The organism is Alphaproteobacteria bacterium (genome assembly GCA_020638555.1).
GTDB lineage: Bacteria > Pseudomonadota > Alphaproteobacteria > Bin95 > Bin95 > JACKII01.
In genome coordinates this window covers 135,725-156,750 of sequence record JACKII010000002.1, presented here as the reverse complement: position 1 = coordinate 156,750, position 21,026 = coordinate 135,725, and the positions used below count along the sequence as shown (strand labels likewise).

The window sequence follows — 21,026 nt, the reverse complement described above, 5'->3', positions numbered from 1 at the left end:
ATGTTCGAGAAACACGCATTCCTCGAGCGGAATTCGCTCGTCCTGACGCTCTGCGTGCTGCTGGTCGTGGCCATTGGCGGCCTGGTCGAGATCGTGCCCCTGTTCTACCTGAAAAGCACGATCGAGAAGGTGGAGGGCATGCGCCCCTACACGCCGCTGGAACTGGCCGGCCGCGACATCTATGTGCGCGAGGGCTGCTATACCTGCCACAGCCAGATGATCCGCGCCCTGCGCGACGAGGTCGAGCGCTACGGCCACTACAGCCTGGCGGCCGAGAGCATGTACGACCATCCGTTCCAGTGGGGTTCGAAGCGCACCGGGCCCGACCTGGCGCGGGTCGGCGGCAAGTATTCCGACGAATGGCATGTGCTGCACCTGAAAAACCCGCGCGCGGTGGTGCCGGAATCCATCATGCCGGGCTTCCCCTGGCTGGCCGAACGCAAGCTGGACGAGCGCCTGATCGCCCAGCACCTGGAGGCGAACCGGACCGTCGGCGTGCCTTACGACGACGCCATGATCGCCAACGCCAAGGCCGATCTGGAAGCCCAGGCCAACCCGGACGCCGACGGCGTCGGCGGGTTGGAGGAGCGCTATCCGGGCGCAAATGTCCGCGCCTTCGACGGCGATCCGCAGCGGCTGACCGAGATGGATGCCCTGGTGGCCTATCTGCAAATGCTGGGCACCCTGGTCAAGTTCGCCGACTACGACGCCAACGCGAACGCGCGGTAGGGGGAGCGAGCCCATGGAAATGGAATACGAGGCCGTCCGCGCCATCAGCGGCACGCTGGGGCTGCTGATCTTCGTCGGCCTCTTCGTCGGGGTGCTGGTCTATGCGCTCTGGCCGAAGAACCGGTCGAAATTCGATCACGCCGCGAACATCCCCCTGAACGACGATACCGACGACACCAAACTTTCCCGCGGAGGCTGCTGTGGCTGATATGAACCGCACCGACGACGTCACCGGCTTCCAGACCACCGGCCACGAATGGGACGGGATCGAGGAACTGAACCGGCCGCTGCCGCGATGGTGGCTGATGGTTTGGTATGCCTGCATTCTGTGGGCGCTGGTCTATTTCGTGCTCTATCCGGCCTGGCCGCTGGTGGGCGGCTACACCAAGGGCGTGCTGGGCTATTCGCAGCGCCAGACGGTCGCGGCGGATCTGGCCAAGGCGCAGGAGGCCCAGAGCCAATGGCGCCAGCAGATCGCCTCGGCCGATCTGACCACGATCGAGAAAACCCCGGAACTGTTCCAGTTCGCGGTCGCCGGCGGCAAGGCCGCCTTCGGCGACAACTGCGCGCCCTGTCACGGCACCGGCGCCCAGGGCTTCACCGGCTACCCCAACCTGAACGATGACGACTGGCTGTGGGGCGGTTCGCTGGATGCGATCCACACGACCATCCGCTATGGCATCCGCTCGACCAGCGACAACACCCGCCTGAACGACATGATGGCGTTCGGCCGCGACCAGATCCTGAACCGCGACCAGATCAACGACGTGACCGAGTATGTTCTGGACATCTCGCACCAGGATCACGACGCGGCGGCGGCGGAACGCGGCAAGCAGATCTTCACAGACAATTGCGTCGCCTGTCATGGCGAGGGCGGCGTCGGCAATCAGGAACTGGGCGCGCCCAACCTGACCGACGCGATCTGGCTCTATGGCGGCGATCGGAATACGATCCGCCAGACCGTCACCAACGGCCGCAAGGGCGTGATGCCGACATGGGAACACCGGCTCGACCCGGTCACGATCAAACAGCTTGCCGTTTACGTCCACTCGTTGGGCGGCGGCCAGTAACCCCCCATGTGTGAGTCGCTCCCCGACCGGGCCGCCCCCCGCCCCGTCCTCTCGTTTGCGAGGGACGGGGCGACGGTGCCGGTCGGGGATTGTGTCCTTTCCCACTGGCGCGCCCGGCTTTCGAGGCTCGCACCCAGGCCGAACGTCCACATCGAGGCTGGCCCATGAACGACATGGCCGATACCGGGACCATCACCGAGACGGGAACCGTCGTCGAACGCGCCGACGTCGAGGCGGTCAATGCCAAGGCGACCCGCGAGACCCTTTATGCCGAACGGGTCAAGATCCACCCGAAGCTGGTGCACGGCCACTGGCGCCGGATCAAATGGGCGGTGATGGGCGTGACCCTCGCCATCTATTACCTGACGCCGTGGATCCGCTGGGACCGCGGCCCGAACCTGCCGGACCAGGCGGTTTTGATCGATTTCGCCAACACCCGGTTCTTCTTTTTCTTCCTGGAGATCTGGCCGCAGGAATTCTATTTCGTCACCGGCCTGCTGGTGCTGGCGGCGCTGGTCCTGTTCCTGATGACCGCGCTGGCCGGGCGGGTGTGGTGCGGGTATATGTGCCCGCAGACGGTCTGGACCGACCTGATGATCATGATCGAGCGCCTGGTCGAAGGCGACCGTGGCCGCCGCATCGTTCTCGACAAGCTGCCCATGAGCGGCTCGAAACTGGCGAAGCGCGTGATCAAGCATGCGCTCTGGCTGCTGGTGGCCTTGCTGACCGGCGGCGCCTGGGTGTTCTATTTCGGCGATGCGCCCACCCTGATGGTCGACCTTGTCACCGGCCAGGCCCCGATCGTCGCCTACACCACCATCGGCGTCCTGACCGCCACCACCTATCTGCTGGGCGGGCTCGCGCGCGAGCAGGTCTGCACCTATATGTGCCCCTGGCCGCGCATCCAGGGCGCCATGCTCGACGACGAGAGCCTGATGGTCTCGTATCGCGGCTGGCGCGGCGAGCCGCGCAGCCACTACCGCAAGGGCGAATCCTGGGACAATCGCGGCGACTGCATCGACTGCAAGCAATGCGTCGTCGTCTGCCCGATGGGCATCGACATCCGCGACGGCGCGCAACTCGAATGCATCAACTGCGCGCTCTGCATCGACGCCTGCAACGACGTCATGACCAAGATCAACCGGCCCGGCAACCTGATCGCCTACGACTCGTTCCAGGGCCTCAGCGCCGCCGCGAAGGGCGAAAACCACCGCTTCCGGCCGCTGCGCCCGCGCACCCTGATCTATGCGGGCCTGATCGCCGTGGTCGGCCTGATCATGCTGACCGCCCTGCTGATGCGCACCGAACTGGACGTGAACGTGCTGCGCGACCGCAACCCGCTGTTCGTCCGCCTGTCCGACGGCGGCGTCCGCAACGGCTACACGCTGCGCATCCTGAACAAGGAGCATGACTCCATGCATGTCGTCCTGACGCTGGATGGGCTGGAGGGCGGCCAGCTCGTCCTGCAGGGGCACGACAGTGGCACGGTCGAGGTGCCGGTGGACGACCTGCAAAGCCTGCGCGCCTTCGTGGTTCTGTCGCCGGAGGCCACCCGCAAGGCCATGGCCGCGGGCGAGGACGTCCTGGATTTCGCCATCGTCGCGCACGATACCCAGTCGGACCGGACGTCGCGCAACAGCACGACATTCCGCCTGCCGGAAGGACGATAGCCATGCGGCCAATCACCGGAACCCATGTCCTGCTGGGCCTGATCGCGTTTTTCGGGGTGATGCTGGCGGTGAATAGCGCCTTCGTCTATTTCGCCACCAGCACCTTCTCCGGCCTTTCAACCGAGGACCCGTACCGCAAGGGCGTGGCCTATAACCAGACGCTCCGGGCTTATCGCGCCCAGGAGGCGACCGGCTGGCACGCCAGGGCCGAGATGGACGGGCAGAATGTGCGCCTGACCGTGACCGACGCCGACGGCAAGCCGGTCGAGGGCCTGACGATCGGCGGGCGCATCGGTCGCCCCTCGACCGATGCCGAGGACCGGTCCCTCACCTTTCAGGGCTTCGGCCGCGGCCTATATGTGGCAGATGCCGGCACGCTCGACTCCGGTGTCTGGGATCTGGCGGCCGACGCGCATCCGGCCGGATCGGCGGATGCCCCCCCGTTCAAGGTGACCGCACGCCTATGGGTACCATAACCTTAAACTCCACTACCGCCGCCGCGTTCGACGAGACGGTTCTCTCCGTCTCCAACATGCATTGCGGCGGCTGCGTCCGCGGCATCGAGCGCGCGCTGGGCGAGACGCCCGGCATTGCCGAGGCGCGGGCGAACCTGACCACCAAGCGCGTGCGCGTGCGCTTCGACCCCGCCGCCATCGACGTGCCGGGCGTCATCAAGAGCCTCGCCCGGGCCGGCTTCCAGGCCGCGCGCTTCGACGGCGGCCTGGCCGCGGCGGACGAGGACCTGAAATTCCTGCTGCGCTGCCTGGGCGTCGCCGGCTTCGCCGCCGCCAACATCATGCTGCTGATGGTGGCGGTCTGGGCCGGGCTGGTGCAGGACATGACGGCGGAAACCCGGCAGATCTTCCACTGGATCGCCGCCGCGATCGCCCTGCCGGCGGTGGCCTATGCCGGCCGGCCCTTCTTCCGCTCGGCCTGGAGCGCGGTGAAGGTCTGGCGGGTCAACATGGACGTGCCGATCTCGCTGGCGGTGCTGCTGGCCACCGGCATGAGCCTGTGGCAGACCGCGGTCGGCGCGGACGAGGTCTATTTCGACGCCGCGGTCTCGCTGCTGTTCTTCCTGCTGATCGGCCGCTATCTGGACGCGCAGGTGCGCGGCAAGGCGCGGGAGGCCGCCGGCAACCTGCTGGCCTTCGCCGCGACCGAGGCCACAAGGGTCGAGCCCGAGACCGGCGCCCACAGCCGCGTGCGCTCCAGCGATGTCGCGGTCGGCGACCGGGTGCTGGTGGCGAGCGGCGAGAAAGTGCCCGTCGACGGCGTGGTGCTGGCGGGCGCGACGCAGATCGACACCAGCCTGATCACCGGCGAGTCGCTGCCGCGGCGCGCCGGCGCGGGCGACACCGTCTATGCCGGCTGCGTCAATCTTGGCCCGGCCGTGGAATTGCGCGCCATCGCCATGGCCGACGACTCGCTGCTGGCCGACATCGCCCGGCTGATGGAGAACGCGCAGCAGACCCGCAACCGCTTCGTGCGCCTCGCCGACCGGGCGGCCAAGGTCTATGCGCCGCTGGTGCACGGGCTGGGCGCCATAACCTTCGTCGGCTGGCTGCTGGCCGGCGCCGGCGTCGAGCAGGCGCTGATCACCGCCATCGCCGTGCTCATCATCACCTGCCCCTGCGCGCTCGGCCTGGCCGTGCCGGCGGTGCAGGTGGTGGCGAGCGGGCGACTGTTCCGCCGCGGCATTCTGGTGAAGAACGGCGCCGCGCTCGAACGCTTTGCCGAGGTCGACCGGGTCGTGTTCGACAAGACCGGCACGCTCACGCTCGGCGAGCCCAGCCTGCTGGCGCCCGAAAGCCTCAGCGACGACGATTTGCGCGCGGCGGCCGGCCTGGCCGCGGTCAGCCGCCACCCGCTCTCCCGCGCCATCGTGCGGGCGGCCGAAGCGCGGCTTGGGCCGGTGGCCGCGGCGGAAGCGGCGGAAGAGACGCCCGGCGCCGGCATCGCCGCCGGCGACCGGCGCCTGGGCTCGGCCGCCTGGGTCGGGCTGGCCGACGACGGCGGCGACGAGACCACGGTCTACCTGACCCGCCCGGACGCCCCTGCCCTGGCCCTGCGCTTCGCCGACACGCTGCGGCCGGATGCGGCGTCGGTGGTGCAGGACCTGCACGCCCATCACATGCCGACCGCCCTGCTCTCCGGTGACCGGCCGGCGACGGTGGCCCGCACCGCTGGTGCCCTGGCCCTGGACGAGGCCGAGGGCGGGCTCAGCCCCAAGGACAAGATCGCCCGGCTGGACGCCTGGAAGGCCGGCGGCGCCCGCGTGCTGATGGTTGGCGACGGCTTGAACGACGCGCCGGCGCTGGCCGCCGCCCATGCCTCGCTGTCGCCGTCCTCCGCGGCGGACATTTCCCAGACCGCCGCCGACATGGTGTTCCAGGGCGACTCGCTGGCGGCCTTGCCGGAGGCGTTGCGGGTGGCGCGGGCCGCGCGCGAACTGGTGTTCGAGAATTTTGCCCTCGCCGCGGTCTACAACGCCATCAGCATCCCGCTCGCCATGGCCGGCTATGTGACGCCGTTGCTGGCCGCCATCGCCATGTCGACCTCGTCGATCCTGGTCACGCTCAACGCGCTGCGCCTGCGCTGGAGGCCCCGCCCATGGACGTCCTGATCCTGTTGATCCCGCTGGCGCTGCTGCTGGGCGCGGCCGGCCTCGGCGCCTTCCTCTGGAGCCTGAACAACGGCCAGTACGACGACCTGGAGGGCGCGGCCGAGCGCATCCTGTACGACGACCCGCAGGACAAGCGCCCGCATTTGTAGGGCGCTTTCGGTACCGATTGCCCCCTCTCCGGCCCCATCTCCCGCGCAAGCGGGGACTGGGAAGATGGGGTGGCGAGCCAACTGGAAAAGAGTCCGCCGGTCGCGGCCCGGTTCGAGCCCCATTGGCGCAGGGGCGACGCGCTGGCTAGACTGCGGGCAGACCTTCAGGAGGACCTCCCACCATGCGGCAAATCCGGCTCGGCGCCATCACCATCGACGCGATCATCGAGCGCGAGGGACCGTGGCGCAAACCCGCCGACTTCTTCCCCGCCTTCGACCAGGCCGTGTTCGACGCCCACCTGCCCACCATGGACCCGGAGGTATTCGACGCCGCCACCGGCCTGCTGGTCATGACCTACCAGACCTTCGTCGTGCGCACGCCGCACCACACCATTCTGGTCGACACCTGCACCGGCGAGCACAAGGACCTGCCGGCGCCCTTCGACTTCCCCGGCAAGGAGCGCTGGCGCAACGAGTTCCTGCGCCTCGGCATCGGCTTCGAGGACGTGGACTATGTGTTCTGCACCCACCTGCACGTGGACCACACCGGCTGGAACACGACGCTGAAGGACGGCCGCTGGGTCCCGACCTTCCCCAACGCCAAATACATCTTCCACAAGGCCGAATACGCGGTGTGGGAGGAGGAATACAAGGCGGGCCGCGACCCCTATGGCTGCATTTTCCGCTTCAACTGCCTGCCCATCGTCGAGGCCGGCCAGGCGCTGCTGGTCGACGACGACTATGCGCTGGACGATCTGGTGACGCTGACGCCCACCCCCGGCCACTCGCCGCACCATTGCTGCGTGAACCTGCATTCGCAGGGGCACCGGGCGGTGGTGACGGGCGACATGATGCACCACCCGATCCAGTGCCGGGAACCCAGCTGGGCCGCCGCGCCGGACTGGAACCCTGAGCAGGGGATCGCATCGCGGCGGAATTTCCTCGCCGCGGTCGCGGACACGCCGACTCTGATCCTGCCGATCCACTTCGCCGCGCCCACCGCCGGGCTGGTGACGGCGGACGGGCAGGAGCGATTCTTCTATCGCTACAAGCGGGACTGAGTCGGGAGACGTGAGGCGACCCGCCGAGATGCCGAACCCCGTCAGCCCCGTTGCGCCTTTCCCTTTCCGCCGCCGGGCCAAAGCCTTAGGGTGAGGGGATTACCGCAACCCGGGCGGGAGACCTTCCATGCAACGAGTCCTCATGACCGGCGCGGCCGGCTCCGTCGGCAGTTTTCTGCGGCGCGAGCTGGCGGGCGTCTATCCGGAACTGATCCTGGCCGATGTGCGGCCCGTGGGCGATCTCGGCCCCGGCGAGACCTGGCAGCCACTCGACATCACCGACCTTGCGGCATTCACGGCGGCCTGCGAGGGGGTGGACGGCGTGCTGCACTTCGCCGGCCAGGGCATGGAGACCGACTGGGAGGACATCCGCGCCAAGAATATCGACGGCGTCTACAACCTGTTCGAGGCGGCGCGCGTCCAGGGGGTGAAGCGGGTGTGTTTCGCCACCTCCAACCACGCGGTCGGCTATTACCGGCGCGACCAGCGGGTGAACCCGGACCTGAAAGTGCTGCCGGACAGCCGCTATGGCGTCTCCAAGGCGTTCGGCGAGGCCATCGGCGCACTCTATGCGATGAAACACGGGCTGGGCGTGTTCATGATGCGCATCGGCAATGTGGCGGAGCAGCCGGTGGACAAGCGGCGGCTCTCGATCTGGATCAGCCCGCGCGACATGGCCCAGCTCTGCCGCATCGGCCTGGAGCATCCCGACATTCGCTATGAGATCGTGTTCGGCGTCTCGGACAACGACCGGACCTTTTACGACAACGCGAACGCCTACCGGCTCGGCTACAAGCCGCAGGACTGCGCCGAGGACCACGCGGCCGAGGTGCTGGCCGCCGAGCCGCCCGCGGACCCGGACGACCCCGCCGAGATCTACCAAGGCGGCACGTTCGTCTCGGCCCGCTGAGGGCGTCTTACGCCGCTTTCCCCTCTGTCCCGGCCGGGCGCGGGGCCCGAAGGCGCCGGAGCCCGAGCCGGGATCTCCGGCCGCGTGGGCACTCCGGCGGTGGAGACAGGCTCGGGCGGAGGTCCCGGATCGGCGCGATGCGCCGTCCGGGAAAGCTCGCGAAAGCGGGCGCGGATCAGGCGCCGGTCAGGAAGTCCTCGTCCGGCAGCACGCGCAGCGGCAGCAGGTCGCTGTCGGTGGTGATGATCAGCGAGCGGTCCATGCGGATGCCGGCGCCGGCGTAATGGCCCGCCACGGTGAAGGCCTGGATCTGGGCGTTGCGGCCGTCCACCTGCGGCAGCCGGAACAGTTCCTGATAGATGGTGTCGCGGTCGTCGAATTGGCCGGCGGTCTCCGCCATCAGGTCCTCGCGGCGGTTGTAGAGGGCGATATTGGCGCCGCAGCGGCCGACAATCGGCTTGGCGGCATAGCCGCGCTCGCGCAGATCGTCGGCCAGCTCGAACCGCGTGTCGAGCAGGAAGCGGCTGGATGGAAACATCTGCTTCACCACCGGGAGGATGGCCTTGTTGCTGGTCACCAGCGTCCAGAGCGGCTCGAACACCATCACCTCTTCGCGCAGCAGCACGTCGACCAGGCGCGGCTTCTGGGTGGCGCGGTCGATGGTGCGGGAGAGGCGCAAATTCTCCGCGTCGTCGTCCAGGTCGTGGCGGATCTGGTCGAGCGCGGTTTCCCAGGCCCAGGTCTTCCAGACCCAGAGGATCGGCTCGCCGTCCGCATCCAGCACGCGCCCGCCCTCGCCCCATTGCAGGCCGGCGGTGCCGCGCACGAGCTTGCAGCGGATGCCCGCTTCCTCGATGGCGCGGCGCATGAACAGGGCGTGGTAGGATTCCTCCGGGTCGTCGTCGCGCATGATGTGCAGCAGGCCGGGAACCCCGCTCTCGCGCCAGGCTTCGACCAGGGCCGCGTGCAGCCCGTCGGCCGGGTCCCGGCCGGCGGTACAGCCGAAGGCGTGGGCCCAGCGCTGGAACAAAAAGCCGGACTCCATGTAGCAGGACGCGGAATCGGCGTTGTACTCATAGGCCTTCAGGCCGTCGGGACGCAGCGCGAAGTCGAACCGGCCGGTGATCATGTGGTTGCGCCGGTTCGCCCAGGACTGGCGCAACCGCGGCCGGAGCGCCGGCGGCAGGTTGAACCGCTCGAGCAGCGCCTCATTCTCCAGCACATGGTTGGTGGCGTGCAGGAACATGCGGTGCAGTTCGTTCGCCGCCCGCCGCACCTCGCGCAGCGCCGTCTCGCTGATGGCGTAATAGGCCCCCATGTCGGCCGGATCGTCCGAAAGCGTATGGCCGCCATAGGCGCGGACATAGGTCGCCTGCATCGGGTCGGCGGTGTCGAGCCACTCCGCCGGCGCCGACGACGGACCGGCGAGAGCCCGGCGCTGGATCCGAAACAGGGCGGGCTCGTCCTCCAGAACCCGTTCGGCGTGGGTGGCGTCGTCGGTCTGGATCACCCAGCCAAGAATGATGCCGTTCGGAAAGGTACAGGCGACCTGCCAGCCGCCGTCGGCCGTGCGGTGCAGCGGCAATTGCCGCGACCAGGTCTGGCCCGCCGGCCAGACAATGTCCTCGACATTCTGTTCGATGCAGCGGACCCAGGTCGCGCCCACCTCGGTGACGACGGCGACATGGCCGGTGACCTCGAACTCGCCGCCTTCGTCCCAGATCAGCAGTGCGCCCGGCTCCGGCGGCCGTTTCGCGCCGTTGCGGAAGGATTGCAGCGGCAGCAGCGAGCCGTCGGCCACCACGCGCACCTGGCGCAGGCGGAAAATGTCATAGGCCATGGCGATGTCCTCGAAGACATAGCCGCGGGTCTGGTAGAGCCAGCGCCGCGCCAGCTCCACGCACTGCCATTTGTGGCCGAGATAGACGCCGTCCGCCGTGCTGCGATAGGCCTGCCGGTTCGGGAACCGGCGCTCGTCGGCACTGGCATAGTCGGAGGAATAGACCGGCACGCCGCCCGGACCATAGCCGAGCACGGTGCCGAAAGGGGCGGGCTTCAGCCCGTGATGATGGTCCAAGGCGTGAAACGTCCATGGCCGGAGCCCGACGGTCCCGGCGCCCATGCGCCAGCGGGATACTCCGGAATCGGGCCGTACATAGGCCCGTCCCCGCGCGCGTCAAGAGGCTTGATGGCGGCGCGGCGACGGCTCACGCGCGGCGTTTCGCGCGCGTCTCGCGGTAGAAGATATAGAGCCCGGAGGCGCTGACGATGGCCGCGCCGACAAAGGTCTCCAGCCGCGGGATGTGGGCGAAGAACCAATAGCCGTAAAGCGTCGCCCACAGCAGCATGAAATAGCGGAACGGCGTCACCACCACCGCCTCGCCATAGACGAAGGCGTAGACGGTCAGGAACTGGGCCACGCCCTGCAACAGGCCGGTGAGCGCGAACAGGCCCATGCCGTAAAGATCCGGCGTCGCCCAGCCGAGCGACAGCAGCAGCGCGCCCGAAATCACCGAGCACGCGGTCGAGATCAGCACGGTGGCGTTGGCGGAATCGGTGGCGCCCAGCTTGCGGGTCAGGATATCGCGGGTGCTGGTCAGGAGCGGCACGCAGCCAGCCAGCAGCAGCGGCCAGAGCGGCCCGCCGCCGCTGGGGTCGACGATGAACAGCACGCCGCCAAAGCCGATGCCGACCGCGGTCCAGCGGCGCCAGCCGACGCGCTCGCCGAGGAAATAGGGCGCGAGCGCGGTCAGGATCAGCGGCCCCAGAAACACCATGGCGGTCATGTCGGCGAGCGGCACCTGTTTCAGGGCGAACATGAAACAGATGCCGGTCAGCGCGATGTTGACGCCGCGGGCGATCTGGCGGCGCCAGTCGACGATGCGCACGCCCTTCCAGCCGCCCTGATAGCGGATCGCGCCGACGGTGAAGACCAGCACGAACAGCGAGCGGAAGAAGATCACCTCGCCCACCGGGTAGTCGTCCATCATCACCTTGGAGACGGCGTCGGTGAACGAGAAGATCGCACCCGACCCCAGAATGCAGAGAATGCCCTTGGTCGAAGCGGCGAGGCTCCTTTTTTCACGCGCGGCCATGGCGGGCCTCGCGGTGGAAGATGTAGAGGCCGGCGGCGATGACGATGGCGGCGCCGAAAAAGGTCTCGGTGCGGGGGATGGTGCCGAAGATCAGATAGCCGTACAGGCTGGCCCAGACCAGCATGACATAGCGGAAGGGCGCGATCACCACGGTTTCGCCGTGCATGAAGGCATAGATCAGCAGATATTGCGCCACGCCCTGCAAGGTGCCGGCGGCGGCAAAGATCGCCAGCCCCTCCCAGTCCGGCGTCTCCCAGCCGAGCGGCAGCAGGGCGACGCCGACCGCCGCCATGACGGCGTTCGAGAACAGCATCATCGCATTGGCGGTGTCGGTGCGGGCCAGGTGGCGGGTCAGCAGGTCGCTGGCGCTCAGCAGCACCGGCACCAGCAGGCCCAGCAGCAGCGCGAACAGGGGCACGTCGCCGCTGGGGCGGACGATCAGCAGCACGCCGCAAAAGCCGACCGCAACGGCGGCGCGGCGGCGCCAGCCCACCCGCTCGCCCAGGAAATAGGGCGCCAGCGCGGTCAGGATCAGGGGCGAGACGAACAGCAGCGCCGTCAGGTCCGCCAGCGGCGCGTGCTTCAGGGCGACGATGAACACCAGCGAGGTGCCGGCCACCATCAGGCCGCGCCACACCTGGCCCCGCCAGTTGCGCACCCGCACCGAGGCGAGACCGCCGCGCAGGCGCACCATGACGGCGATGGCGATCAGCACGAACACCGAGCGGAAACACAGGATCTGCCCGGGCGGATAGGCGCCGGCCAGCACCTTCGACAGCGCGTCGGTGAAGGCGAAGATCGCGCCGGAGGCGAGGATGTAGGCGATGCCCCGCCCCTGCCCCGCCATGCCGTCCGCCGCGGCGGGCCGCTCAACCGCGGCCATGGCGCATCTCGCGATAGAAGATGTAAAGGCCGGCGGCGCAGACGATGGCGGCGCCGGTGATGGTCTCCGCCCGCGGAAACGCGCCGAAGAACAGCCAGCCATAGAGCGTCGCCCACAGCAGCAGGAAATAGCGGAACGGCGCCACCACCACCGCCTCGCCATAGATGAAGGCGTAGACCAGGAAGAACTGCGCCACCCCCTGCAACGTGCCGGTCAGCGCGAACAGGCCCAGCCCCTCCCAGGTCGGAATGGCCCAGCCGAAGGGCAGGCTGGCCAGACCGCCGGCCATGACGCAGAGGGTCGAGCAGATCATCATGCCGGTCGCGGTGTCGGTCACGGCCAGGCGGCGGGTGATGATGTCGCGAATGCTCATGGTGAGCGGCATGGTGGCGGCCAGCAGCATCGGCCAGAGCGCGCCCTCGCCGCTGGGCCGGATGATCAGCAGCGCGCCGCCGAAGCCAATGCCGACCGCCGTCCAGCGGCGCCAGCCCACGCGCTCGCCCAGAAAGCGCGGCGCCAGCGCCGTCAGCACCAGCGGCGAGATGAACATCATCGCCGTCAGGTCCGCCAGCGGCAGATGCTTCAGGACGACGACGAAAATGTAGGAGGTGGCCGCCAGCAGCAGGCCGCGCGCCCATTGCAGGCGCCAGTTGACGATCTGCACCCGGCGCCAGCCGCCCTGGGCCATCACCATGACGGCGATGGAGACGAACACGAACACCGAACGGAAGAACAGGATCTCGCCGGGCGGATAGCTGCCGGTCAGCACCTTGGACAGCGCGTCGGTCAGCCCGAAGATCCCGTTCGAGACGACGATGAACAGAATGCCCTTCATCTGGGCTGAAGCGCTGGGGGTGGAGGCGCTGGAGGCGGCGGTCATGCGGGCGTCAGTGCGGGCATCGGAGCAGGCGGAACGGGCTAGGCAGAAGCAGGGGCGGGCCGCTTATGACGGGCCTCGCGGAAGAAGATGTAAAGCCCTGACGCAACGATGATCGCCGCGCCCACCAGCGTGCGGGCGCCCGGTATGTCGCCGAACAGCAAAAAGCCGTAGATCGTCGCCCAGAGCAGGATGAAATAGCGGAACGGCGCCACCACCGCCGCCTCGCCGAGCGTGAAGGCATAGACCTGCAAATACATGCCCAGCCCCAGCAACAGGCCGGTGACGACCAGCAGGCCCAGCCCCGCCGCGTCGGGCATGACCCAGGCGAAGGGCAGGGTGACGGCGCTGGCGACCAGCAGGCAGCAGGTGGTGACCAGCATGGTCGCGTCCGGCGGATCGGTGCGGGCGAGCTGGCGGGTGACGATGTCGCGATAGCTGCCGAACACCGGCACCACCAGCGCCAGCAGCATCGGCCAGATTTCGGCGGGGTCGCCGGCCGGATTGACGATCAGCAGCGTGCCGCCGAAGCCGACCGCCACCGCCAGATAGCGGCGCCAGCCCACCTGCTCGCCCAGCAGATAGGGCGCCATCAGCGTGACCAGCACCGGCGAGAGGAACAACAGCGCCATCAGATCGGCCAGCGGCAGATAGCGCAGCACGGTCACGAAAATGAACGAGTTGAGCACGAAGATCGCGCCGCGCACCAATTGCCGGCGCCAGTCGTGCACCCGCAGCGGCGCGCCCGCACCGGCACCCCGGCCCCGCCTCTGCCTCTGCCGCCCGTCGCGCAGGCGGATGCCCAGCAGCGTCGCGCCGACAATGCAAACGGCCTGAAAAAACAGGATTTCGCCGGTGGGATAGGTGGCGGTCAGCACTTTCGACAGCGCATCCGAGGAGGAAAACGCCGCGCCGGAGGCGATCAGGCAGGCAATGCCGCGCGACTGCGCCACCGGCGCCCGGGCGGGAAGCGGCGGCAACAGGTCCGACGGCACTTGCGGCGACGGCCGGGCGCTTCGCATGCGGGTCGTGGTCCTCCTGCCGGGGCCGGTCGGTCGTGCGGAACCCCCGGCCGCAGGGAAATTTCCTTCTGGCGCGCCGGCGGTTGTCGTGCATAGCATGATGCCAACAGCCAACAACGGAAGGAAGCGCCCTCATGCACAAATGGATCGATCACGTGGTCGTCCGCGTCGAAAACCTGGACGAGGCCATCGACCACTACACCAACCGCCTGGGCTTCACCGTCACGGAAGAAGCCGAGGCGCAGCCGGAACTGGGCCTGCGCCGGGCGATTCTGGGGCTGGGCTCGTCCGGCACCTTCATCGAACTGTGCGAACCGCTGGGCGACAAGAGCGACATTCGCTCCAGCCTGGAAAAGCGCGGCGAAGGCGTGCATCTGGTCGCCCTGGCGGTGCCGGACCTGGCGGCGGCCAAGGCCGACATGCAGGCGCGCGGCGCCCGCGTGATCGAGGCCGGGCGGCAGGTGTTCCTGCACCCGAAGGAAGGCCATGGCGTGATGTATCAGCTCATCGAGCGGAAATAGTCGCCCGCACCGCCGCCGGCCGCAGCAGCGGCCGCAGCGCCCAGAGCCCGAACACCGGCCCCGGCACCAGCAGGACCAGCACCCAGTCGGCGCCCAGCGCGTCGACGGTGCGGTTCAGCAACTGGATGCTGACGATCGAGATCGTGAAGCCGATGCAGTTGGCGATGGTGAGCGCCGAGCCCACCAGCTCCGGCGGCGCGAACCGCGCGTTCAGGGCCGAGAATTGCGGCGAGTCGCCGGCCACCGCCAGCCCCCAGACCAGCAGGAAGGGCAGGAACAGCCAGGGTGGCGCGAAGAACAGCAGCGGCGACACCAGGCAGCAAAGGCCCGATATCGCCAGCTGCACCGCCGCCACCGGCGCACTGCCGAGCCGCGGCGACAGCAGGCCGCCGACCATGCAACTCGCGACGCTGGTGGCGATGATCGCGCCGGTCCAGAGCGAGATGTCGAGCGCCAGGCCGCGCGCCGCGGCGTAGGCGGCCAGCACCACCGGCGCGAAGGCCCAGAACGCGTACAACTCCCACATATGGCCGAAATAGCCGAAGGCGGAGCCGCGGAAGTCGCGGTTGTGGAAGACGACCAGCAGGGCCTTGGGGTTGAACACGGCGCCGGCGCGGTGGAACGGGCCGTCCGGCACGGTCGCGAACATCAAGAGCCCGCCCGCGATCGCGAACACCGAGACGGCCAGCGTCACCTCTTGCCAGGGCGGGCTCTCGCCGAGGCCGCGGATCAGGTGCGGCAGGGCGGTGCCGCCCACCAGCGCCCCCACCAGATAGCCGAGCGCGCGGCCCAGATCGCGGTCGAACCAGCCGGCGGCGATCTTCATGCCCACCGGATAAATCCCGGCCAGGAAAAAGCCGGTGGCAAACCGCAGCACCAGCAGCGCCAGCAAGGCCTGGTCCAGCAGCACCGCCGCCCCGTTCGCCACGGCGCCCAGCAGCGCGCAGGCGAGGAAGATCTTGCGCGGCGAGATGCGGTCGGCCAAGGCGGTGAAGGCGAAGACCAGCGTGCCGGCGATGAAGCCGAACTGGGTGGCGGACGTCAGGTCGCCCAGCGCCTCCGGCGGCAGGTGCCAGCTGGCCTGGAGGTCCGGCAGGATGGCGTTGCTGGAAAACCAGAGCGAGACGCCCGCAAACTGCGAGATCGCAATCACCGGCAGGATATGACGGGGGCGGGCGGTCACGGCCGTCTCCTTGGGGTTGCCGCGCGCCGCGGCCGTCGTCTCGGGCGGGGCTGGCGCGCATCACCCCCATAGCATGCCCCGACCGCCGGCAAGAACGGGCTTTTCCAAAACCGAAGCCGGCGACGCCAGGGGCGTTCGCCGGCTCAAATCTCGAACCCCGGCCCGCCGGGGCTCAGGGCGTCGGGCGTCGGGGCTCAGGGCCTCGGGGCGCGGGCCGTCAGGCGCCGCGCTGGGCCGAGAGGATCGCGGCAATCTCGTCCTGCAGGGCCAGGCGCTGCTTTTTCAGGTCCTCGGCATGGGCGTCGGAGGCGGGCTCGACCTCGGTCTCGATCCGGTGAATGGCGCGGTTCACCTCGTGGTGCTCGTCGGCCAGCTTCGCAAAATGCGGGTTCTGGGCCTTCAGACGGTGGATGGTGTCGACATCGTCGGGAAACATTTCCGCCAGTTCGTGCGGGGTATGGGTCATGCGGGTGTTGGTCCTTATGCCTGGGTAACGGGGTCAGTTTCGCCCAAAGCCGGCCGGGCGCCATGACAGAGATCAAGTCGCCAGGGCCGTCAAGCCCGGATCGCGCGCGCCCCAAGGAATGGACGATGCGGCGCACGCGCCCTAGGATCGGTATCGACTTTCGTCCTGGCCCCTGGCCCTCACCCGGAGGAATGCGCCGATGCCCGATACCCTGCTCCCGCCCGCCGCCGCCCTGGAAGCCGTCGCCGGGGCCTGGTACGGGCCGGCGGTGGCCGGCCTCGCCGACTGGCGCCACACGCTGGGTGCGGCGGAGATCGCCGAGATCGAGGCGGCACTGGCCGGCGTGCGCGGCCGGCCGATCCTGGAGATCGGCGCGGCCGACTTCCCGCTGCCGACGCTGGCGCCCCGGCTCGCGGCGATCCGGCGGGAGGCGCTGCACGGCTGCGGCTTCTTCCTGCTTCGCGGCCTGCCGATCGCGCGCTATGACATCGCCGACGCCGCCCGCATCTTCTGGGGCCTGGGCGCGCACTGGGGCGAGCCGGTCAGCCAGAACGGCAAGGGCCATGTGCTGGGGCATGTGAAGGACCTGGGCCTGAACTACAACGACCCGATGGCCCGCGGCTACCAGACCGCAGCCCGCCTGCCCTATCACACCGACAGCAGCGACCTAGTCTGCCTGCTCTGCCTGAAAAAGAGCAAGGCGGGCGGGCTGTCTTCGCTGGTCTCGACGACGACGGTCTACAACGAGATGGTGCGGCGCCGGCCGGACCTGGCGGCGGTGTTGATGCAGCCGCTCTACCGCACCCGCTGGGGCGAGGTGCCGGAGGGGCGGAAGCCCTATTACGGCATGCCGGCGTTCAGCCTCGTCGACGGGCGGGTGATCTGCACCTATGTGCGCTCGGCCGTGCGCAAGGCGCAGCTGATGGACGTGGTGCCGCGCCTCTCGGCCGAGCAGGTGGAGGCCATGGACCTGTTCGACGAACTGGCGAACGACCCGGCCCTGCACCTGGACATGACGTTCGAGCCCGGCGATATCCAGGTGGTCTGCAACCACTCCATCGCCCACTCCCGCACGGCCTACGAGGACTTCGCCGAGCCGGAGCAGCGCCGCCACCTGCTGCGGCTCTGGCTGGCGTGCGCGGACGGCCCGACGCTGCCGGCGGCGTTCACGGGCGAGCACCAGGGCATGACGAAAAGCGGCCGCCCGGATGGGATCAAGGTGCCGGGCGTCGACCTGGTGGCGCCGCTCAGGGCGGAGGATTGAGCGTTCGGCGGCCCCATCCCGGTCTTTGACCGCCGGCCGATTTGCGGCGCGCCTGCCGGTTTAAGGGGGATGGCCGGCGCGATCTCTGCTAATGTCCTGCGTTACCGTTCATCTTTCAGGAGACGCCCCATGAGCCGCCTGCCGCCGCTCGACCCCGAAACGCTGTCCGATCGACAGAAAGAAGTCTATGCCGCCATCGCCGCCGGCCCGCGGGGCAGCGTCCGTGGCCCCTTCCCGGCCTGGATCCGCTCGCCCGAACTGGCCGACCGCGGCCAAAGCCTGGGCGAGTTCCTGCGCTTCAACACCGCGTTCGAGCCGCGCCTGGCCGAACTCGCCATCATCATATGCGCCCGCTTCTGGACCGCGCAGTACGAGTGGTACGCCCACGCCCGCCTCGCCCGCCAGGGCGGTCTCTCCGACGCGGTGATCGATGCCGTCGCCCGGCGCGAGCGGCCGGACATGGCCGACGACGAGGCCGCCGTCTACGATTTCTGCCAGGAGCTCCACCGCGACCACAATGTCAGCGACGCCACCTACCAGCGCGTCGTGGACCGGTTCGGCGAGCGCGGCGTGGTCGAGCTGATCGGCATCAGCGGCTATTACACCATGGTCTCCATGACCCTGAACGTCGCCAATGTGCAACTGCCGGAAGGCGAGACCGGCCTCGCCCCCTGATCCGCGCCCGATTGACAGTCTCGGGCGGCAGTTGCCATGCTGCCCGCCCACTTTGGAGGAAACCACCATGTCCCGCGTTCACGTGATCGCCGTCATCACCACCAAGCCCGGCAAGCGCCAGGAGGTGCTGGACCTGTTCCGCGCCAACGTCCCCGCCGTCAAGGCCGAGGACGGCTGCCTCGAATACGGCGCCACCGTCGACTGCGCCGATGCCGGCTTCGCCGCCAAATACGGCGACGACACCTTTGTCGTGGTCGAGAAATGGGCGAGCCTCGCCGCCCTTGGCGCCCACGCCGCCTCACCGCACATGAAAGCCTACGGCGCCAAGACCAAGGACCTGCTCGCCGACCGCGTCATCCACGTGATGAGCGACGCCTGAGCCCGCATTTTGCCTCGGGGTGAGGCCATCTCACCCCACCCTCAACCCCGCCTCTCGCATCAGCGGCAGCACCGCCTCGCCGAAATACTCCAGGTCCGGGGCGAAGTCGTAGAAGGTCACCTGCACGCCGTCGCAGCCCGCCTGTTGCAGCGCCAGGAAGTGCTCGACCACCTGGTCCGGCGAGCCGACCACGTGCAGGTTGCCGCCCAGCGCCGCGTATTGCCGGTTCTGCTTGCTCCACGCCACCGCGTCGCCGCCGCGGGTGATGGCGGCAAAGCCCTCGGTCGCGCCGGTGTCGGCCGCGGCGACGATGGCGTCGCGATAGGCGAGCGCCTCTTTCTCGGTCGGGCGACAGACCACCATCGGGTTGATGATCGTGCGCAGCCGCCGCCCCTCAGCCGCGGCGGCTTGGCGGATCGCCGCGGTGTGCGGCGGCAGGCTCTCGACCGCGTCCGCCATCTGGTTGCCGGAGGGGCTGGTGATGAACACCACGTCCGAGTGCCGGGCCGCAAAGCCGATCCCGTCGGCCGACCCGGTGGCGTTCACCAGCACCGGGCGCCCGTAGAGCGGCTTCGGCGTGCAGAACGCGTTCTCCATCGCCCAATAGGGGCCGTCAACGGTCAGGTTCTCGGTCGCTGCCCACAACTCCTTCAGCCGGGTCGTGAACACGTCGGCCATCTCGTAGCGCTTGCCGTGGTCGGGCCGCATCTGGCCGAACATGCGCGCCTCGCGCGGGATGTGGCCGGTGACGATGTTGGCGCCCCAGCGCCCGCCGGAGATATGGTCCAGCGTCGCCCCGAACTTGGCGAGATGCAGCGGATGCCACGGCCCATAGAGCACATGAATGGTGGAGATCAGCAGGATGCGCTCGGTCACCGCCGCCAGCGCCGCCACGGTCATGAAGCTGTCGATGGAGATTTCCCGGTATTTGATCTGGCCGCCATGCCCGCCCTTCGGCGTCCACTGCGCCAGGCCGAACACCAGGTCGAAGCCCAGCGCCTCGGCCCGTTGGGCCAGGGCGGCGTTGTAGTCGAAACTCCAGGTGGTGGTGCGCTCCAGGGTCGAGGGCGTCCAGCCGCCATCCTGGATCGGCAGGAACAGGCCCAGCAGAAAGGGCTGCTCCAGAGCGCGCGAAAGCGGGCTGGCGGGGAAGTCCGTGGGGTCCAGGCCGGTCACCGTTTCGCCTCCCCTTCGACTTCACGCCGAGTGTCCCGGCCGAGGGCCGGGGCGGATCGAGGGGCGGGTCCGCGCGGTCCGGAGTGTCCCTCGATACGCCCGCTCTGCGGGCCACTCGGGATGAAGCGGCAGGGGAGCGGAAGCGGTTGGCTCATGGCGCGCACACGCCGCTGGCGCTGCCGGCCATGGTCTGCTCGCCGCGCTGGTTGTGGGCGGCGACGGTGACATGGGCGCGCACGCGGCCGTCCTCGTCGCGGGTGAAGCCGGCGACGGTGCCCGTCACTTCCAGCGTGTCGCCGCAGAGCACGGGCTTCAGGAATTTCGCGTCCATGGTGCCGCCCTCGACAAAGCCCGCGCCGACCGCGCGTTGCAGCATGGTGGAGATATAGGCGGTGCTCATCATTCCCTGGGCGATGGTGGCGGCGAAGCCCTTCCGCCTGGCCCAGTCCTCGTCGGTGTGGATCGAGAACGGGCGGATGCCGCTGTAGATGTCGATCTGGCGCTGGACGATGGTGCGGCTGAGCGCCGGCAGCGCCTGCCCCCGCTCCAGCACGCCGTCGCGGCCCTGGGCCGAGGCGATGCTGTCGTCATAGGCCGGCGCGGCGTCGCCCGCCCGGTTCGAGCCCGCCGAAGACCCCGACGCCGGCGCCGTGTCCTTGGCGAACAGCATCTGCACGAACCGCCCGCTGGTATAGAGCGTGCCGTCGTCGCCGCGGGTCTCGAACGCCGTCACCATATAGGGCTTGTCGCGCCGCCAGTATTTGTCGACCACCTGGCCCGTGGTGCGGATGCGCGCGCCCAGCGGGATCGCCTTGTGGAACCGAAACACCATGCGCGCGTGCAGGCCCGCCGGCACGACGAAGCGGTTGTGGCGCAGCAACAGCGCCTGGTTCGCCAGCAATGTCGGATGGCAGACGGCGCCGCCGAAGGGAGAGGGGCCGAAAAACCACGGGTCCTCGTCCTCCACCGCCCAGGCATAGGCTTCGGTATCCTCCGGCCGCAAATGCCGCTCGTCCGAGCGCATGTCCGTGCCGACCGCCAGCACGTCATAGGAGATGGTCGGGAAGCCTGCCGCGCTGAGGGTCTCCTCGCTGAACAGGCTGTCGGGGTTGTGGGCCATGGGGCGGGTCCTCGGGCGGGCGTGTTGTGCGTTGCCCGCCATCTCACCCCACCGCCGCGCCGGCAGCAAGCCCCCGCGTCGGAGCCAACACCCTCCCCCTGTCCCGGGCTTGACCTGGGATCCATGCCTGAGACCAGCCCCCACGGTCCG

22 protein-coding genes are annotated in these 21,026 nt (G+C 68.9%); 13 read left to right on the top strand and 9 right to left on the bottom strand.

The window, feature by feature from the left end; translation table 11 throughout:
• The 9 genes from ccoO (at position 1) to H6844_06825 (ending at position 8,215) form a co-directional block, all read left to right on the top strand.
• The gene (gene ccoO, locus H6844_06865) at positions 1–729 is read left to right on the top strand and encodes a cytochrome-c oxidase, cbb3-type subunit II (protein MCB9929117.1); all 729 of its coding nucleotides are present in this window, start codon (positions 1–3) and stop codon (positions 727–729) included.
• Between the two features lie 19 nt (positions 730–748).
• A complete protein-coding gene (locus tag H6844_06860) occupies positions 749–937 on the top strand; it encodes a cbb3-type cytochrome c oxidase subunit 3 (GenBank protein ID MCB9929116.1) in 189 nt (62 codons plus the stop codon).
• 1 nt (position 938) lies between these two features.
• A complete protein-coding gene (ccoP, locus tag H6844_06855) occupies positions 939–1,799 on the top strand; it encodes a cytochrome-c oxidase, cbb3-type subunit III (protein ID MCB9929115.1) in 861 nt (286 codons plus the stop codon).
• A 164-nt stretch (positions 1,800–1,963) separates the two neighbouring features.
• Positions 1,964–3,469, top strand: coding sequence for a cytochrome c oxidase accessory protein CcoG (ccoG, locus tag H6844_06850; protein ID MCB9929114.1), 1,506 nt, complete (start codon positions 1,964–1,966; stop codon positions 3,467–3,469).
• Between the two features lie 2 nt (positions 3,470–3,471).
• Positions 3,472–3,945, top strand: coding sequence for a FixH family protein (locus H6844_06845; protein ID MCB9929113.1), 474 nt, complete (start codon positions 3,472–3,474; stop codon positions 3,943–3,945).
• Positions 3,933–6,095, top strand: a complete 2,163-nt coding sequence (cadA, locus tag H6844_06840) for a cadmium-translocating P-type ATPase (protein ID MCB9929112.1) — start codon at positions 3,933–3,935, stop codon at positions 6,093–6,095. The genes H6844_06845 and cadA overlap by 13 nt, the downstream gene beginning before the upstream one ends.
• Positions 6,083–6,244 (top strand): cbb3-type cytochrome oxidase assembly protein CcoS, encoded by a 162-nt coding sequence (gene ccoS, locus H6844_06835; GenBank protein MCB9929111.1) that lies wholly within the window; start codon positions 6,083–6,085, stop codon positions 6,242–6,244. The genes cadA and ccoS overlap by 13 nt, the downstream gene beginning before the upstream one ends.
• 182 nt (positions 6,245–6,426) lie before the next feature.
• Positions 6,427–7,305: an MBL fold metallo-hydrolase gene (locus H6844_06830; GenBank protein MCB9929110.1), complete on the top strand. Its 879-nt coding sequence runs from the start codon at positions 6,427–6,429 to the stop codon at positions 7,303–7,305.
• Positions 7,306–7,432: 127 nt separating this feature from the next.
• The gene (locus tag H6844_06825) at positions 7,433–8,215 is read left to right on the top strand and encodes an NAD(P)-dependent oxidoreductase (GenBank protein ID MCB9929109.1); all 783 of its coding nucleotides are present in this window, start codon (positions 7,433–7,435) and stop codon (positions 8,213–8,215) included.
• A 175-nt stretch (positions 8,216–8,390) separates the two neighbouring features.
• Here H6844_06825 and gss read toward each other — a convergent pair whose 3' ends face one another.
• The 5 genes from gss to H6844_06800 all read right to left on the bottom strand — a co-directional run bounded on the left by gss (position 8,391) and on the right by H6844_06800 (position 14,092).
• The gene (gene gss, locus H6844_06820) at positions 8,391–10,337 is read right to left on the bottom strand and encodes a bifunctional glutathionylspermidine amidase/synthase (protein MCB9929108.1); all 1,947 of its coding nucleotides are present in this window, start codon (positions 10,335–10,337) and stop codon (positions 8,391–8,393) included.
• An 85-nt stretch (positions 10,338–10,422) separates the two neighbouring features.
• Positions 10,423–11,310: a DMT family transporter gene (locus tag H6844_06815; GenBank protein MCB9929107.1), complete on the bottom strand. Its 888-nt coding sequence runs from the start codon at positions 11,308–11,310 to the stop codon at positions 10,423–10,425.
• Positions 11,297–12,193 (bottom strand): DMT family transporter, encoded by an 897-nt coding sequence (locus H6844_06810; protein MCB9929106.1) that lies wholly within the window; start codon positions 12,191–12,193, stop codon positions 11,297–11,299. The genes H6844_06815 and H6844_06810 overlap by 14 nt, the downstream gene beginning before the upstream one ends.
• Entirely contained in the window at positions 12,180–13,073 is an 894-nt protein-coding gene (locus H6844_06805; GenBank protein ID MCB9929105.1) for a DMT family transporter, read from the bottom strand. Before H6844_06805 ends, H6844_06810 begins: the two co-directional genes overlap by 14 nt.
• 38 nt (positions 13,074–13,111) lie before the next feature.
• Positions 13,112–14,092 (bottom strand): DMT family transporter, encoded by a 981-nt coding sequence (locus tag H6844_06800; GenBank protein ID MCB9929104.1) that lies wholly within the window; start codon positions 14,090–14,092, stop codon positions 13,112–13,114.
• Positions 14,093–14,226: 134 nt separating this feature from the next.
• Between H6844_06800 and H6844_06795 the strand changes: the two genes are divergently transcribed.
• Positions 14,227–14,613: a VOC family protein gene (locus H6844_06795; protein ID MCB9929103.1), complete on the top strand. Its 387-nt coding sequence runs from the start codon at positions 14,227–14,229 to the stop codon at positions 14,611–14,613.
• Here H6844_06795 and H6844_06790 read toward each other — a convergent pair.
• A complete protein-coding gene (locus tag H6844_06790; protein MCB9929102.1) occupies positions 14,597–15,796 on the bottom strand; it encodes an MFS transporter in 1,200 nt (399 codons plus the stop codon). The two genes, H6844_06795 and H6844_06790, sit on opposite strands and share 17 nt — an antisense overlap.
• Positions 15,797–16,013: 217 nt before the next feature.
• Positions 16,014–16,262: a YdcH family protein gene (locus H6844_06785; GenBank protein MCB9929101.1), complete on the bottom strand. Its 249-nt coding sequence runs from the start codon at positions 16,260–16,262 to the stop codon at positions 16,014–16,016.
• 199 nt (positions 16,263–16,461) lie between these two features.
• Between H6844_06785 and H6844_06780 the strand changes: the two genes are divergently transcribed.
• The 3 genes from H6844_06780 (at position 16,462) to H6844_06770 (ending at position 18,580) form a co-directional block, all read left to right on the top strand.
• Positions 16,462–17,526: a TauD/TfdA family dioxygenase gene (locus H6844_06780; protein ID MCB9929100.1), complete on the top strand. Its 1,065-nt coding sequence runs from the start codon at positions 16,462–16,464 to the stop codon at positions 17,524–17,526.
• Positions 17,527–17,655: 129 nt separating this feature from the next.
• The gene (locus H6844_06775) at positions 17,656–18,201 is read left to right on the top strand and encodes a carboxymuconolactone decarboxylase family protein (GenBank protein MCB9929099.1); all 546 of its coding nucleotides are present in this window, start codon (positions 17,656–17,658) and stop codon (positions 18,199–18,201) included.
• A gap of 67 nt (positions 18,202–18,268) precedes the next feature.
• Complete coding sequence (locus H6844_06770; protein ID MCB9929098.1) at positions 18,269–18,580, top strand: antibiotic biosynthesis monooxygenase; 312 nt, start codon at positions 18,269–18,271, stop codon at positions 18,578–18,580.
• A gap of 30 nt (positions 18,581–18,610) precedes the next feature.
• Here H6844_06770 and H6844_06765 read toward each other — a convergent pair whose 3' ends face one another.
• A complete protein-coding gene (locus H6844_06765) occupies positions 18,611–19,756 on the bottom strand; it encodes an LLM class flavin-dependent oxidoreductase (protein MCB9929097.1) in 1,146 nt (381 codons plus the stop codon).
• Between the two features lie 151 nt (positions 19,757–19,907).
• Positions 19,908–20,876, bottom strand: a complete 969-nt coding sequence (locus H6844_06760) for a MaoC family dehydratase (protein MCB9929096.1) — start codon at positions 20,874–20,876, stop codon at positions 19,908–19,910.
• Positions 20,877–21,026 lie beyond the last annotated feature (150 nt).